This is a genomic window from Pedobacter arcticus A12 (genome assembly GCF_000302595.1).
Classification (GTDB): Bacteria; Bacteroidota; Bacteroidia; order Sphingobacteriales; family Sphingobacteriaceae; genus Pseudopedobacter; species Pseudopedobacter arcticus.
The window spans coordinates 845,914-860,313 of the sequence record NZ_JH947126.1; the positions used below are offsets into that span (position 1 = coordinate 845,914).

Annotated in this window: 18 protein-coding genes; 10 read left to right on the forward strand and 8 right to left on the reverse strand. The window is 38.3% G+C overall.

Annotated elements, in window-relative coordinates; genetic code table 11:
- Position 1 precedes the first annotated feature (1 nt).
- From B176_RS0110745 to B176_RS0110780, 8 genes are all read right to left on the reverse strand, one after another.
- Positions 2 to 625, reverse strand: coding sequence for a hypothetical protein (locus B176_RS0110745; protein ID WP_017258817.1), 624 nt, complete (start codon positions 623 to 625; stop codon positions 2 to 4).
- Positions 626 to 674: 49 nt separating this feature from the next.
- Positions 675 to 1,508 (reverse strand): lamin tail domain-containing protein, encoded by an 834-nt coding sequence (locus tag B176_RS0110750; protein WP_017258818.1) that lies wholly within the window; start codon positions 1,506 to 1,508, stop codon positions 675 to 677.
- Positions 1,509 to 1,530: 22 nt separating this feature from the next.
- Positions 1,531 to 2,892, reverse strand: coding sequence for an OprO/OprP family phosphate-selective porin (locus B176_RS0110755; protein ID WP_017258819.1), 1,362 nt, complete (start codon positions 2,890 to 2,892; stop codon positions 1,531 to 1,533).
- Between the two features lie 184 nt (positions 2,893 to 3,076).
- Positions 3,077 to 4,063, reverse strand: a complete 987-nt coding sequence (locus B176_RS0110760; protein ID WP_017258820.1) for an MlaD family protein — start codon at positions 4,061 to 4,063, stop codon at positions 3,077 to 3,079.
- A gap of 40 nt (positions 4,064 to 4,103) precedes the next feature.
- Positions 4,104 to 4,550 carry an IS200/IS605 family transposase gene (tnpA, locus tag B176_RS0110765; protein ID WP_017258097.1) on the reverse strand — a complete coding sequence of 149 codons (447 nt, stop codon included), beginning with the start codon at positions 4,548 to 4,550 and terminating at the stop codon, positions 4,104 to 4,106.
- 41 nt (positions 4,551 to 4,591) lie between these two features.
- The gene (locus B176_RS0110770) at positions 4,592 to 5,377 is read right to left on the reverse strand and encodes an ABC transporter ATP-binding protein (protein WP_017258821.1); all 786 of its coding nucleotides are present in this window, start codon (positions 5,375 to 5,377) and stop codon (positions 4,592 to 4,594) included.
- 3 nt (positions 5,378 to 5,380) lie between these two features.
- Positions 5,381 to 6,151, reverse strand: a complete 771-nt coding sequence (locus B176_RS0110775; RefSeq protein WP_017258822.1) for an MlaE family ABC transporter permease — start codon at positions 6,149 to 6,151, stop codon at positions 5,381 to 5,383.
- Between the two features lie 159 nt (positions 6,152 to 6,310).
- Positions 6,311 to 6,871 (reverse strand): helix-turn-helix domain-containing protein, encoded by a 561-nt coding sequence (locus B176_RS0110780; RefSeq protein WP_026063272.1) that lies wholly within the window; start codon positions 6,869 to 6,871, stop codon positions 6,311 to 6,313.
- Positions 6,872 to 7,247: 376 nt separating this feature from the next.
- On the opposite strand from B176_RS0110780, the gene B176_RS0110785 reads away from it, so the two are divergent.
- The 10 genes from B176_RS0110785 to B176_RS0110830 all read left to right on the forward strand — a co-directional run bounded on the left by B176_RS0110785 (position 7,248) and on the right by B176_RS0110830 (position 14,209).
- Positions 7,248 to 7,466 carry an SHOCT domain-containing protein gene (locus B176_RS0110785; protein WP_026063273.1) on the forward strand — a complete coding sequence of 73 codons (219 nt, stop codon included), beginning with the start codon at positions 7,248 to 7,250 and terminating at the stop codon, positions 7,464 to 7,466.
- A gap of 25 nt (positions 7,467 to 7,491) precedes the next feature.
- Positions 7,492 to 8,964, forward strand: coding sequence for a F0F1 ATP synthase subunit beta (atpD, locus tag B176_RS0110790; protein WP_017258825.1), 1,473 nt, complete (start codon positions 7,492 to 7,494; stop codon positions 8,962 to 8,964).
- Between the two features lies 1 nt (position 8,965).
- Positions 8,966 to 9,352: a F0F1 ATP synthase subunit epsilon gene (locus tag B176_RS0110795; RefSeq protein ID WP_017258826.1), complete on the forward strand. Its 387-nt coding sequence runs from the start codon at positions 8,966 to 8,968 to the stop codon at positions 9,350 to 9,352.
- Positions 9,345 to 9,635, forward strand: a complete 291-nt coding sequence (locus tag B176_RS0110800; RefSeq protein ID WP_017258827.1) for an AtpZ/AtpI family protein — start codon at positions 9,345 to 9,347, stop codon at positions 9,633 to 9,635. Before B176_RS0110795 ends, B176_RS0110800 begins: the two co-directional genes overlap by 8 nt.
- 11 nt (positions 9,636 to 9,646) lie before the next feature.
- Positions 9,647 to 9,934 carry an ATP synthase subunit I gene (locus B176_RS0110805; protein ID WP_017258828.1) on the forward strand — a complete coding sequence of 96 codons (288 nt, stop codon included), beginning with the start codon at positions 9,647 to 9,649 and terminating at the stop codon, positions 9,932 to 9,934.
- Complete coding sequence (locus tag B176_RS0110810; protein WP_017258829.1) at positions 9,931 to 10,629, forward strand: F0F1 ATP synthase subunit A; 699 nt, start codon at positions 9,931 to 9,933, stop codon at positions 10,627 to 10,629. The genes B176_RS0110805 and B176_RS0110810 overlap by 4 nt, the downstream gene beginning before the upstream one ends.
- Before the next feature lie 88 nt (positions 10,630 to 10,717).
- Positions 10,718 to 10,987: a F0F1 ATP synthase subunit C gene (locus tag B176_RS0110815; RefSeq protein WP_017258830.1), complete on the forward strand. Its 270-nt coding sequence runs from the start codon at positions 10,718 to 10,720 to the stop codon at positions 10,985 to 10,987.
- A gap of 6 nt (positions 10,988 to 10,993) precedes the next feature.
- Entirely contained in the window at positions 10,994 to 11,770 is a 777-nt protein-coding gene (locus B176_RS0110820) for a F0F1 ATP synthase subunit B family protein (protein ID WP_017258831.1), read from the forward strand.
- A 4-nt stretch (positions 11,771 to 11,774) separates the two neighbouring features.
- Positions 11,775 to 13,322 carry an alternate F1F0 ATPase, F1 subunit alpha gene (locus B176_RS0110825; RefSeq protein WP_017258832.1) on the forward strand — a complete coding sequence of 516 codons (1,548 nt, stop codon included), beginning with the start codon at positions 11,775 to 11,777 and terminating at the stop codon, positions 13,320 to 13,322.
- Entirely contained in the window at positions 13,322 to 14,209 is an 888-nt protein-coding gene (locus B176_RS0110830; protein WP_017258833.1) for a F0F1 ATP synthase subunit gamma, read from the forward strand. Before B176_RS0110825 ends, B176_RS0110830 begins: the two co-directional genes overlap by 1 nt.
- Positions 14,210 to 14,400 lie beyond the last annotated feature (191 nt).

Genomic DNA, 14,400 nt, shown 5'->3' on the forward strand with positions numbered 1-14,400 from the left:
TTTATTTTACCATTCCAACAACCCTTTTTAAGGCTTTTAAATAATTTACGTTTTCTATTCCTTCCAGTCCAACATCACTGATTGTTTTTTTGATATCTTCGATTTCCGTGGATTCCGAGCTCATCGTAGTAAGTTCTGCACCATTAATCAGCACCTTTGCAACCTCGCAAATAGTATTATTCACCATATAAGCAAACCGCTGTTTATGAATATTTACCGCAAGCAAATCTGGAAAGGTTTTGATTAAATCGATAAACTCTTCATAGCTGTAATCGTCTTTGTTTGGCTGCGGATAATTTACGTTAAACGCTGGAAATATGGTGTTGCTCAATAATTCCGCTTTAACAGGGAATGTTGCTTTTAAAATTGGATCCCATTGCTCAAAGCCCTCCAGCGTATTTACCAATTTTTTAATATCGATTTTACCATCCCTAATTTTCACACTACTGTTATCATTAGCTTTTGATAAAATATAAATTTCGTCGCTCTGCCTTTCCCAAATCTTCTCTGGAACAGGCACAGAAAGCCGAGCCATTCGTTTAGCGAAATGGTCAAAGTTTTGGCCAAATATCCTAAACTCAAATCTTGGTGCTGATGGCTCAGTTTCTTCTTTTTTCGTATCCATTATATTGAATTAATACTTTTAATATTATGCGTTAATAGCTGTAAATAAGCTAATTATTAGACGTTCCTTTTGTTGGCGCTGTAAATACAACCAGGTTTGTAGAACCATCTGGCTGACGTCCGTATGATTTTTTTCCTGATAAACTGATGGTCAAAAAATCTAAAGAAGAAACTAAAACACCAGCTGTATTTTCCAAATAAACTGCATCACCAGAGCTTCCTAATCCAAACTCAACTGCATACTCGCCTCCTGTATTTTCGGTTTTTAAAACCAGAAATCCTTTTGCAGGTATAATTGTTCCAGCGTTCAATATTCGTTTAGGCTTTACCCCGGCAGACGATTTAATGCCTTCGTCATAAAAAGCATAACCGCTTAAATCAACCGGAATATCTGAAGCATTATAAATCTCTGCCCAATCGGGGTCGGTGGCATCTTTAGTGCCGTCAGAAAAAGCTTCATTAATGAAAATTTTAACTACGCTTGATACACCGACGGTATAACTGGCAAGTTTTGCAGGTGCTTCTGCAGGAGATAGCGTTTGAAAGCCACCAACGTTTTTTGCTTCAATGTAATACTCAACCTTAGTATTTAAAGCCAAGGCCGGGATGGTTGCACTAAACAAAGAGCCGTCGCCTTTTGTCATCTCTAGAGGTTGAAACGTCGCAGAGGCAGCTGTTTTATAAAATAGTGTAACGGACGTAATACCTTTTAAATCTGTGACTTGAGCAGATACAATAACATCATCAGTAGATTTTGGAGCTTCCGGCAAAATAGACGCCTTATCTATTGATGCCGGTCCGTTATAAATTTCGTCCTTTACACATGATGGTGTAAGAAACATTACCAGCATTAAGCTGATGACTGAAAAATAGCTGAGTTTCATGGTTCTATAATTTAGAAATGGTTTAAAAATTAATTTCACAGCGAATTCCCAGCTGATTATAATCGTCGCCTGCTTTACCATTGCCATTAGCAACTTTAGTAGGGTCTTTGGTTAGTAAACCATTCACATCAGATCCAACAAACAATTTATTTTTCCCACTGGCATACCGGTCATGGTTGATGTTGCTATAGTTGAGCATGAATTTTACATTCCTAGAAGTGTAAAAGTTAATGCCTGCTGTAATGCATCCTGCAGAACCTCCGTATATGACCTTATCATTTAGGTCAACGTAATCATACCTTAAAGCCAATTCAACGTCTCCCCATTTTTTACCTTTAACGGGTTGTGTAAATTCGCCTGCTGATTTATCGTACACTTGTTTTCCACCAAATAATAAATAAGCAGCTTGTGCATAATACCCACCGAACTTTAGTGTTTGTTGATTATTTTCTCTTTTGGTTTGGTTATTAAGTACTTCCACTTGAAAGTTTAAACCTTTGTAAAAACCAGCAAGTTCAATATTGCTGATGAGCTGATTTTTATAATCCGAAATGAGATCGGTATCTAAATATTTTTTACGGTTAATTTTGCTGAGTGAACGCGTACTGTATCTAATACTGGTATATTCTGAAGGTTTTACATCAGTTTTTGGCTGTCTGTAAGAATATCCGTAGGCCAAATGCACTCCATAATCCTGGTTAGCACCAAACGGTTGAAAAACAAATTTTCCAGTTAGCGAAAGACCTTGATCCCGACCGAAGTCCTTATTGTTGTCTTCCACATAAGTAAGCGTTTCTAAGTCTTTAATTTCCTGAAAGAAAACGGCACCCGATACCAAAAATAATTTTCCGTTATAGGATGTTTCTAAGCCCAGATGGCGAGAAGGAGCAAATGTAGAAACTACATTCGCCCTTTCCATAAATTTAAGATAACGTGAAGAAGTGGTTTCTGACATGGAAAAGCCCTCTTTGTAATTTCCAACTCTAACTTTAAATCCATTTAAAAAATCATAACTAAAATAAGCGTCTTCCAGTTGCAACGCACCGTTAGAAACATTCAAATCCAACTCCCCATACCAGTTTTTTCCCAAATTGGTTTTTACAGCAAAACGAGCTCGGCGGATTGTAACACCATTACCGATTGGATTTAATGGCTTACCAAGAAAAATTTGTCCGTCTGTTTCCACCCTGATATCAAACCATAGTCTGTACAGCTGATCTGGAGATTCAAACACCAATATGCCATTACGACTTTCCGCAGTAAGTGGAACTCGCTCTACTACTTTTCCATAATGATCAACCCTTATGGAAGTATCCTGAACCTCTTGACTAAAGACTATGCCGAAGTATAGACCAAGAACCGCTGTCAATAATAATGTTTTCATGATTTTCAATTTATTTATTATTAATTAAACAATAGTAATAAATAAACTAATAATACAAAATTACTTTAGTCATTATAGACTTATTTAATTTATAAAGAAATTACTTTAAAAATAAATTAAATGACATACGAATGTATTCCGAAAATTACATCTTCAGAACTACCACAATAACCCTCAAAAGGGCCTATTTCTTAATGGTTGTTGTCTTGTCCTTTTCCTGTTTCTTAAAATACCTACGAAATAAAAAGCTGTGTTTTGTGGCTTCCATAATATCACTGAAACCGCCAGTTCCTTTTTGGAGATTGTAAAGACCTTTATTTAGATTTTGAGTCATGTTAGAATCACGTAACAATGCAGGTATCGGTCCTTTACCGTTATTTAAATCGTAATCCAATCCATCGACCGTGGTCGATAGTTTTGCCGTGATTTTTTTTGCATTGCCACTAGTTAGCCTTAGATCTTCAACTGCGTTTTTAAGGTTTGAGGCAAGAACTGGATCTGTCAAAAACATCCCCGCAGTTCCTTTACCTTTTTTCATATCTTCAACAATCGTGTTGAGTCCAGAACTCATGTTATTGGCATTTTTTGTAGTTTTATTAATCTCACTGAGTGATGATTTTAAACTTTTGCTAATTTCAGGATCGTTCAGTAAGCTGAATAGCTCGCTTGTATCCAAACTAAGAACTGTTTCTTTTAAGGCCTTGGCAATTGCAGCAACATCATCATTAGTTTTAGATAAGGTCTTCATCATTTCCTCTGTGCTTACCAGTTTGCTACTTTGCAGCATATCTCCATCCGTTACCTTTGCACTCGCTTGTGGGGCTGGTTCAATATTGATTACCTTGTTTCCCATTAAGCCCTCTGTTCCAATGGCAGCCATTGCATTTTTTTTGATGAATGGCTGTATTTTGCTATCAATCTGCATGGTGACTTCAATGATTGTATCGCCAACCATGTCAATCTTTTTCACCGTACCGGCTTGAATACCCGAAAAAAGCACATTATTGCCCTCCGTTAAACCACTTAGGTTATTAAAGCGAGCTTTTAGTTCAAAGTCTCTTCCAAGTATATTGCTTCCATTTCCAATCATATAAAATGCGATAACTAGCACTAGCAACCCTGCGAATACAAATAGGCCTAGTTTGATGTTATTTCCTCCTGTCTTTGCCATAATATTTAATAAACTACCTCGGGGCAGAGCCCCAGAGGTATTAGAACATTTCTAACTGTTGACTGTGTATTTTTTTATATTCTTCTGCTTTTCCTTGAGACTTTACATAATTCTGAATTGTACTCTCATCTCCATGTTTCCCAACTGTGTTAACATAAAACCCTTTAGACCAAAATTCTCCGCCCCACAATTTCAGCTTAACCTCAGGATGTCTTTTGAAAATCTCTTTTGCTGTGATACTTTTTACAGTTCTAATTATTTTTGTTGGACTTTCAATAGGTACACTCTGAATCAGAAAATGAACATGGTCTTTATCTGTCCCAATTTCAATGAAAATTATATCATACCGTTTAGAAATCTCAACACAAATTTCTTTTAGACTGATATCAACCGCTTCACTGAATACCACTCGCCTATATTTTGCCGGACATACAAAATGATATAATAAAACTGATACATTATGCTTCTTATGAATATATTCACTCACATACCGAAATTACAAATAAATCGAAGCAGAGCTTCGAGGAATCAAACCAAAAGAGATTGAAAAAATTGATTGATTTTCGGATCTTCCGAACTTTCGAGTTCTTCATAAGTACCATCTGCATAGCACTTACCATCCAACAGAATAACTACACGGTCAGCAATTGTCTTTACACAGCTCATATCGTGAGAAATCACGATGGACGATGTTTTAAGTTTCTTCTGTAGAGTAAGAATGAGTTGATCAATTTCTTTGGAAGTAATTGGATCAAGACCTGTTGTTGGTTCGTCGTAAAGTATAATTTCGGGCTTTAAAATTAGCGTTCTGGCTAATGCCACCCGTTTTAACATTCCGCCAGACAGTTCTGCCGGCATCATATCCATGGTATGCGCAAGCCCTACGTTTTCTAGCGCTTCCTCTACCATTTTTAGCACTTTCGGTTCATCCAAATCTGTCCAATGCCTGCGTAACGGAAATTCCAAGTTCTCTCTAACCGTCATAGAATCATAGATTGCGTTAGCCTGAAACAGAAAACCGATTTTTTTTCTGGCTTCCGCCAATCCGTCCTCATCTAACCCAGTAACTTCTTTACCAAGTACTTCTATGCTTCCTTTATCGGGAGTTAAAAGTCCAATAATGCATTTGATCAATACCGATTTTCCTGCACCGGATTTTCCCAACACCACCACGCTTTCTTCTCTTTGAACGCTCAGCGAAAAATCTTCTAAAATTTGATTATCGCCAAAAGCTTTGTAAAGATTTTTCATTACAATAACCGACTCGCTTTTCGCAGGTTCGTTTTCTTCATTTGTTTTCGGTTTCGTTTCCATACTTTAATTAAAACCGAGGAGATTAGTGAGTTGAACGGTTAATAAATCCAAAACAAAAATGAGTACGGAAGAAAGTACAACCGCAGAATTTGCCGATCTGCCAACGCCTTGAGTGCCTTTGGTAGAATTGAAACCCTTATAACAGCCAATGATACCAACTGCAAAGCCAAAAAATACTGTTTTAATCACTGCGGGTATGATGTCGCTATAGCTTAAACTTTCAAAAACCTGAATAAAGAAAAACTTAATATTGGTTACCGATTTAATGTTGACACCGATATAAGCGCCGAAAAGTGCAATCGCATCTGCAAGAAGGGTAAGCAATGGGAGCATTAAGCTTGTAGCAATTACTCGGGTAGCCACCAAATACTTAAACGGGTTGGTTCCGCTCACTTCCATAGAATCAATTTGTTCTGTAACTTTCATTGATCCCAATTCTGCACCTATGCTACTCGCTATTTTGCCTGCAAATATGAGCGCCGTAATAATTGGACCTATTTCCCTTACGATAGCTATTCCGACCATAACTGGCAACTCAGATTGTACGCCATAAGTTACCAAAGACGGCCGAAGTTGCATGGTAAGCACTAGCCCCATGATAAAACCTGTAAGTCCTACTAACGGGAAAGACTTATAGCCGATGACGTAGCATTGCGCCAAAAGCTCTTTAATCTCAAACTTCGGTTTAAGACCGTGAGAAAAAAAGCGACCAGCAAACCTGGATATTTGACCGGTTTCGTCGAGGAAATCACGTACACTTGAAATGACAGACATTTTAATGAGCTTAATGATAATTTTGTAGATGATCTTGGTAGTCTATGTAATTACAAAAATCCCTATTCCCAAAGGTTAAATCGTTACAGAATTCTACCGATAACTTACAGAATTCATACTTTGTAATGAGCAGGCTATTTGAATAATAAATTTTTGAGACTAAGGAGTTACAATCCCCTCAAATCGATGCGTCCCGAACTTCTTGAAGTGAGAAGGTGTTAAACCTGTGGTTTTTTTGAATTGATTTGATAAATGAGCAACGCTGCTGTAGTGCATTTTGTAAGAAATTTCGGTAAGCGAAAGTTCATCGTAAAATAACAACTCCTTTACTCGCTCAATTTTGTGGCTAATGATATATTGCTCAATAGTAATTCCAACGGTTTCAGAAAACAGATTAGCCAGATAAGTATAGTTATGGTTTAGTTTTTTACTGAGGTAATTTGAAAAATTGATTTTTTCTGGATCATCAATGTAATGCACCATTTCAACGATAACCTTTTTTATTTTTTCTATCAGGATGCTTTTTCTACAGTCCATTAGTTCTAAATCATACTTAAGCAAAGCAGTATTCAATTGTTCTAGCTGAACTGCTGTGGCATTTTCCAATATTTCTATTTCGCCTAGTTCTACAATAATGCCATGCAAAAAAAGCCGTTTAAGCTCTTGCTCCACAATCATTTTGCATCGAATACATACCATGTTCCTGATGTATAACTTCATAATGGGTTGGCTTGTTTATGTGTGGATTAATTTTGCTTATCAGAGAAACAATTCTCTATTGATCAAATGAATCAATAACATAGCCACGGGTTAAAATAGTGACAACAGTCACTAATACTTTAAGCCCGTTTAAGCGTGTAAGTAGTACCGCTTTTTATTGTCAAAAAAGTTTGACTGATGGAAATAATTCAACTATTTGTGTAATTCTTAGTATTTGATTTTCACGTGGCAAAACCTTTTAAACCCGACCTAAAAGGTGTGAATCATGTAACTTTTAGTTAAAGTTCTACAATAATCATCAATACCAAAACCCGACCTTGTAATAACGACAATTGCGGTAATACCGTGACTTATAATTCACAAAAAAATTAAAACCATGTTTTACAACAACTACGGCGGTATGAATTTCATTTGGTGGATCATTTGGATGATTATGCTCTTCTGGATATTTGCAACACCCTATAAAATCCCAGGCCAACGTCATCAAAAAGAAACTGCACTAGAGATTTTGCAAAAAAGGTTTGCATCTGGTGCGATTAGCGAAGACGAATATCACGAGAAAAAGAAAATACTCGAAATAGGCCAAGTCAAATAAATTACAATAAATAGACGCTTCTAACATGATTAAAGACAACACGAAGACAGTCTTAAAACATCCGACAAAAGCCTTAAACTACGGCAAAATTATTTCTGTGCGAGGCAGTGTGATTGATGCGTACTTTGAAGATTCGTTACCGGCCGTGTTTGCGTTGTTGCATGCAGGCGAACATCAAGAAATTGCAATAGAAGTACTTTCACAATTGGATGACAAAACGGTGCGAGGAATTGCGCTAACGCCCACTCAAGGCTTGTCTCGTGGGATGCAAATCGAAGCCAACGGGCAAGAATTGAAAGTACCAGTTGGAAAGAGAACGCTAGGTAGAATGTTCGATGTTTTTGGAAATACGATTGATCATTTAAAGCCATTAGTTGAGGGAGAAAAAAGAAACATCCACCAAGCTCCTCCTCCATTAAACAAGCGTTCTACCCAGTTGCAAGTATTTGAAACTGGCATTAAGGCCATTGATATTTTAATCCCGCTTGAACGTGGCGGAAAAGCCGGTCTATTTGGCGGTGCAGGTGTTGGTAAAACTGTATTGCTTACAGAAATGATCCACAACATGGTGGGGAAAAATAAGGGTGTGAGTATGTTTTGCGGGATAGGCGAGCGTTGTCGGGAGGGCAATGAGCTTTATCACACCATGAAGGATGCTGGTTTACTGGATAACATGATCATGATGTTTGGGCAAATGAACGAGCCTCCAGGAGCAAGATTTCGTGTAGGGAATGCGGCATTAACTATGGCCGAATATTTTAGGGATGATGAACATAAAGATGTTTTATTACTGATTGATAATATCTTCCGTTTTATACAGGCGGGTATGGAAGTTTCTGGTTTAATGGGACAAATGCCCTCACGTTTAGGCTATCAGCCAACTTTAGAAACCGAATTATCTGCTTTGCAAGAACGCATCGCCAATACGGAAACGGGGGCAATTACTTCCATTCAGGCGGTATATGTTCCCGCTGATGATTTAACCGACCCTGCTGCGGTACACGCTTTTTCGCACCTATCGGCAACCATTGTACTATCACGGGAACGAGCTAGTGAAGGACTTTATCCGTCCATAGATTTCCTGCAATCCAATTCAAAAATGGCCACACCCGGAATCATCGGCGAACGCCATTACCAACTTGCCCAACAGATTAGGCAAACCTTGTCATTGTATGAAGATTTAAAAGACATCATTTCTATGTTGGGGATGGAACAGCTATCCACAGCAGACAGATTGGTAGTGAACCGGGCAAGGCGGTTAGAGCGCTTTTTAACACAGCCTTTTTTCGCTACCGAGCAGTTTAGCGGGGTAAAAGGCGAAGTTGTGAGTTTAAAAGATGCTTTGGATGGTTGCGAGCGGATTTTGGCTGACGAGTTTAAAGATTTGCCGGAGAATGCTTTTTACATGATAGGCAACATTGATAAAGCAGTAGAAGCACAGCAAAATAACAATAAGAATCATCCGGAAGAAGAAGCTCAATCACTTAAGCAATCTTAATATGGAGCTAAAGATATTATTGCCTTACAAGGTTTTTGCCGAACTCAAAAACGTCAAAAATATAATAGCTGAAACAAGTGAAGGATCTTTTGGCTTTTTGCCAGAAAGATTGGATTGCGTTGCCATACTGGTTCCGGGGATTTTTGCCTACCAAACTGATAAACTACACTATTTGGCAGTTGATGAAGGATTGTTAGTTAAAACTGGATTGCAGGTGTTGGTTTCTGTGCGGAATGCTATTGGCAACGTAGCCTTGGGCGAATTGGCAGAAACCATAAAAAAGGAGTTTAAAAATACCGACGAGAATGACGAAAAGCTGAATCAGATGGTATCAAAACTGGAAACCGGTTTTTTGGCTAAGCTCAAGAAATTTAACAGCTATGATTAAACCAAACAAGGATATCGACGAAGTTTTTGGTGGAATCATCAAAGAAAAAGAAACACGAAAATTAAAAGCACTTAACGAGAAAAAAAGAAGCGAATGGTTTGGTTTAGGAATGTTTGGAATGGTTGGCTGGTCCATTACTGCACCTACTTTTTTGGGTGCTATTGGTGGCATTTGGTTAGATAAGAATTATCCCGAAACGTTTTCGTGGACCATAACTGGTTTAGTGTTAGGCTTGGTATGCGGTTGCTTTATAGCCTGGAATTGGATCATAAAAGAACATTAATATTTAGAAAGATGATTGTTGCATTAATAAGCGGATTTGGGTTGGGTATTTTATTTTTCGGTGGTCTTTGGATTACGGTTAAGAAAACCATCGGAGAAAATTATATGGGTTTATGGATAGCGGCCAGTTCCATTATTCGTATCGGTATTACGCTAACCGGTTTTTACTTTGTTGCACAGGGTAATATACAGCGTCTGTTAGTTTGCATAGCCAGCTTTATTGCAACACGGTTTTTGGTTTTATGGTTAACGGCGAAGTATGATCAAAAGCTACTTATCTCTAAAGCTAAACAATCATGAATTTAAGTCCAGATCAAACCGTTTTTTGGAGCAATGGTTTCATTACCATCAACCTTACCATCGTCACTACCTGGGTAATTATGCTTTTTATGGTCATCGGCGCCATGCTTATTACGAGTAAACTAAAAACCACGAAAACCATTTCTCGCTGGCAGGCTATTTTAGAAATTATTGTAACCACCATAAACGAACAGATTAAAGAAGTGGGATTAGACAATCCCAATAAATACATCGGTTTTATTGGAACCCTATTTTTATTTATTGCGGTAAGTAATTTTTGGATTATTCTGCCTTGGTACGAACCTCCAACGGGCTCACTTTCCACAACGGCAGCATTGGCGATAGCGGTGTTTTTGGCGGTTCCCTTTTTCGGAATTCAGCAAACTGGTTTTTTTGCATACCTAAAAACTTATATAAAGCCAACTTTTATTATGCTACCGTTTAATATCATTAGTGAACTATCAAGAACCTTGGCGTTGGCCATCAGATTATTTGGCAACATCATGAGTGGCGGAATGATCATCGCTATCTTATTAAGCATTTCGCCATTGTTTATCCCCATTGTAATGAAAGCTTTGGGCTTACTGACTGGCATGGTGCAGGCTTATATATTTTGCATCTTGGCGACGGTTTATATCGCGGCGGCGGTACAGGAGAGCGTGAAGAAGAAGAAAGTAGTAGGTTGTAAGTGTTAAGTTTAAAGTGAAGAGTTTAAAGTGAAGAGTTTAAAGTGAAGAGTTTAAAGTGAAGAGTTTAAAGTATAAATAATTAAAAATCAATACAATGGATAATGTATCATCAATAGCAGTCGTATCAATTATTACTGCAGGATTAACAACTGGAATTGGCTGTATGTTTCCGGCATTAAGCGAGGGAAAAGCGGTATCAACCGCGTTAAGCGCTATAGCACAACAACCGGATGCAGCACCAACCATAACCCGGACTTTGTTTGTGGGTTTGGCTATGATAGAATCTACAGCGATCTACTGTTTTGTGGTTTCTATGATTCTGATTTTCGCTAACCCTTTTTGGACTTTCATCATCGCTAAATAGTAGCTCATGGAAATTAATTGGTTTACAGTCATTGCGCAGCTCATCAATTTTTTGGTGCTGGTTTGGCTGATGAAGAAATACCTGTACAAACCTATTTTAGATGCTGTTGAAAAGCGAGAAACTAAAATTGCTACCGAGCTTGAGGATGCGAAAAGCAAAGTGACCGAGGCAAAAAAAGAACAGCTGGAATTTAAACAGAAAAATGAAGCTTTTGATGCCAATAAAAAGAAAATGATGGGTCAGGTTACTGCTGATGCGGAAAGCGAAAGGCAAAAACTCCTAGATAAAGCTCAAAAAGACGCAGAAGACCTAAAGACTAAAATTGAGCAAGCTAGTAAAGAACTTCAAGAGAACTTAAACGCTGATATAGTTCAAAAAACTCAACAACAGGTTTTGTATATTGCTAAAAAAGCACTTGCTCAATTAGCTTCTACAAGCTTAGAGGAACAAACTGTTCAGGTATTTATTGGCAAGATAAAATCGCTAAGTGCCAAAGAAAAAACAAAGTTTACAGATGCTTTCCATTCTGACTCCAAGCCGGTATCAGTTAAAAGTGCTTTTGCATTATCCGGCAAAGAACAAAAAAGCATTAAGGTAGCCATTGCAGATTTACTGGGCGAAACCAGCGATTACGAGTTTGAAACACATCCCAAATCCATCAGCGGAATAGAATTGGCCTCCAATGGCTATAAACTTTCGTGGAGTTTCTCGGAATACATCACTTCGTTAGAAAAAAGCCTTACCTCTCCCCTAGCTAAAACTCAGGAAACTGAGCAAAACTGATGATATGCCGACCAAAACTTTAGAAAATAATATTTCCAATACTTTTAATCAGCTTAATCAGGATATTACAAACCATGTATTTGGTTTTTCTCCTCGTGAAGTGGGCTATGTAAAAAGTGTGGCAACTGGCGTTGTGAAGGTTTCTGGACTTCAAGGAGCGGGTTTTGAGGAATTGTTGAAATTTTCGGATGACCTATATGGCATTGCCTATAATTTGGATGAGGATGAGATTGGCGTCATCCTGCTGGGCGAGGATACTTTATTAAATGCCGGAGACGAGGTAGAGCGTACCGGACGAGTAATGGATATCCCGGTGGGTGACCATTTAATTGGAAGAGTTATCGACCCAATGGGCATCGCCATTGATGGTAAAAGCGAAATTAAAACTTCAAAAAGATTACCCATAGAGCGCCCATCGCCTGCCATTATGGACCGTACCGCAGTGAATTCGCCTTTGCAAACCGGTATCAAGGTAATTGATGCTTTAATCCCAATTGGGCGTGGACAACGAGAACTGATTGTGGGCGATAGGCAAACCGGGAAAACCCAAATTGCCATTGATACCATTGTTAACCAGCAGGGAAAGGACGTTATCTGTATTTACTGCGCTATAGGTCAACGTTCTGCTGCAGTTGCAAAAGTGATTGCTAAGCTCGAAGAAAAAGGTGCAATGGATTATACCATAGTAATGGTGGCTGAAGGAAATAGTGCACCGGGATTAAAATATATTGCACCTTACGCAGCCACCAGTATTGCCGAACACTTTATGGAAAAAGGCCGTAACGTACTCATTGTGTATGATGATTTAACGCATCATGCCCGGGCTTATCGAGAGCTTTCGCTGTTATTGCGTCGGCCGCCAGGTAGAGAGGCTTTTCCCGGGGATATTTTTTATATCCACTCCAGGTTATTGGAAAGAGCTACTCACCTTAGCGATAAACTGAAAGGCGGTTCGCTTACGGCATTGCCCATTATTGAAACCGAGGCGCAAAACATATCAGCTTATATCCCCACCAATTTAATTTCTATTACCGATGGACAAATTTACCTCTCGCCAAAATTATTTGAAGCCGGAAATTTACCTGCCGTAGATGTGGGAAAATCTGTTTCAAGAGTAGGCTCAAATGCGCAACTTCCCGCATATAAATCCATCGTTAACTTAAAATTACAATATGCGCAGTTTGAAGAATTGGAAAACTTCTATCGCTTTGGTACTACCTTGGACGAAAACACCAAGAAAGTAATTGACCATGGCGAGCGCATCAGGATTTGCCTTAAACAGAACGAGCTACATCCTTTAGAAGTTTCGGAACAGATTGTCATTTTATTAGCCTTAAGCAATGGCCTTTTTGATGAAATTTCAGTTAATAAAATTTTGGAAGCAGAGGCGATGATTCTTCAAAACATAGAACGTTTCCCTAGTGAAATATTAAAAGGTTTGTTTGGCGATGAACCCTTGAGTGATGTCAATCGTGATATTATTTTAAAAACTACCACTGAAATTCTTCTTCCGTTTAAGGAAAAATCTCAAGCTAAAAAAACAACAGACTGATGGATACCTTAGAAAACCTCAACCGAAAATTGGAAGGTGCAAAAGACATTAAATCTGTAGTTAAAGCTATGAAGGCAATGGCAGCTTCCAATATTTCACAATATGAAGCTGCGGTGGCTTCACTTGGAGACTATAACCATACCGTAACACTTGGTATTAAAGCTTATTTGATTTCGGAAAAGGTAAAAAAGATGGCTCAGAAACCGATCTCATCAACATCTAAATCGCATCAAGTTTGCGCCATTGTTTTTGGTTCGGACCTTGGGCTTGTCGGGCAGTTTAACGATTTAATTGCAGATTATTTACAACAGTCGTTTCCCGCTTCTACTAGCAATTTGGAAGTCTGGGTAATTGGCGAACGCGTTCAGGGACTTTTATCGGTTGCAGGCTATAACATTACCAAATCTCATCCAGTTCCTAGTTCAATTGATGCAATTACTCCACTTGTACAAAGCATTTTGTTGGAAATTGAGTCAGCAAATAAAAATAAACAGGTAAAAGAATTTTATATCATACATAATCGCCCCAAGGGTGGTTCGGGTTATCAAGCGGTAATGCAGCGTTTACTACCTCTGGATGAAAAATGGATGGATAATTTAATGGCGACTAAATGGCCAAGCAACAACATTCCCGAAGTGGTGGGTAGTCCTAAAAATGCTTTGAATGCACTCATCAATGCCTATTTGTTTGTTTCAGTATTTAGGGCCTGCGCCGAATCTTTAGCCGCAGAAAATGCCAGTAGATTGCAAGCAATGCAAAGAGCAGAAAAAAGTATTAGTGATACATTAGAAAATTTAAACAAGAAATTCCAAAGTTTAAGGCAGAGTATGATTGATGAAGAACTTTTTGATGTGGTTTCGGGATTTGAGGCGTTAAAGCAGAGTTGATTCTTTGACTTTTGTAAGCATGAGCGGAGCCGAAGGTTAACCACAGCGTTCACTGATTTTTAACCACAGAAGGCATTGTTTTTTTTAAAAACCACAGAGGTTGTAGAGACGCAGAGTTGCGTGTTTATTTAAATTTTCATTTTTTGAAGAAACATCAGTAAAAACAAAAATAAAAAATATGACAACCATTA

Bases quoted from the DNA above. Each gene is read 5' to 3' on its own strand.
- B176_RS0110750 (WP_017258818.1), bottom strand. From the start codon at position 1,508: ATGAAACTCAGCTATTTTTCAGTCATCAGCTTAATGCTGGTAATGTTT.
- B176_RS0110770 (WP_017258821.1), bottom strand. From the start codon at position 5,377: ATGGAAACGAAACCGAAAACAAATGAAGAAAACGAACCTGCGAAAAGC.
- B176_RS0110795 (WP_017258826.1), top strand. From the start codon at position 8,966: ATGGAGCTAAAGATATTATTGCCTTACAAGGTTTTTGCCGAACTCAAA.
- B176_RS0110810 (WP_017258829.1), top strand. From the start codon at position 9,931: ATGAATTTAAGTCCAGATCAAACCGTTTTTTGGAGCAATGGTTTCATT.
- B176_RS0110785 (WP_026063273.1), top strand. From the start codon at position 7,248: ATGTTTTACAACAACTACGGCGGTATGAATTTCATTTGGTGGATCATT.
- B176_RS0110825 (WP_017258832.1), top strand. From the start codon at position 11,775: ATGCCGACCAAAACTTTAGAAAATAATATTTCCAATACTTTTAATCAG.
- B176_RS0110745 (WP_017258817.1), bottom strand. From the start codon at position 625: ATGGATACGAAAAAAGAAGAAACTGAGCCATCAGCACCAAGATTTGAG.
- B176_RS0110800 (WP_017258827.1), top strand. From the start codon at position 9,345: ATGATTAAACCAAACAAGGATATCGACGAAGTTTTTGGTGGAATCATC.
- B176_RS0110805 (WP_017258828.1), top strand. From the start codon at position 9,647: ATGATTGTTGCATTAATAAGCGGATTTGGGTTGGGTATTTTATTTTTC.
- B176_RS0110755 (WP_017258819.1), bottom strand. From the start codon at position 2,892: ATGAAAACATTATTATTGACAGCGGTTCTTGGTCTATACTTCGGCATA.
- B176_RS0110760 (WP_017258820.1), bottom strand. From the start codon at position 4,063: ATGGCAAAGACAGGAGGAAATAACATCAAACTAGGCCTATTTGTATTC.
- B176_RS0110830 (WP_017258833.1), top strand. From the start codon at position 13,322: ATGGATACCTTAGAAAACCTCAACCGAAAATTGGAAGGTGCAAAAGAC.
- B176_RS0110775 (WP_017258822.1), bottom strand. From the start codon at position 6,151: ATGTCTGTCATTTCAAGTGTACGTGATTTCCTCGACGAAACCGGTCAA.
- B176_RS0110820 (WP_017258831.1), top strand. From the start codon at position 10,994: ATGGAAATTAATTGGTTTACAGTCATTGCGCAGCTCATCAATTTTTTG.
- B176_RS0110815 (WP_017258830.1), top strand. From the start codon at position 10,718: ATGGATAATGTATCATCAATAGCAGTCGTATCAATTATTACTGCAGGA.
- atpD (WP_017258825.1), top strand. From the start codon at position 7,492: ATGATTAAAGACAACACGAAGACAGTCTTAAAACATCCGACAAAAGCC.
- B176_RS0110780 (WP_026063272.1), bottom strand. From the start codon at position 6,871: ATGAAGTTATACATCAGGAACATGGTATGTATTCGATGCAAAATGATT.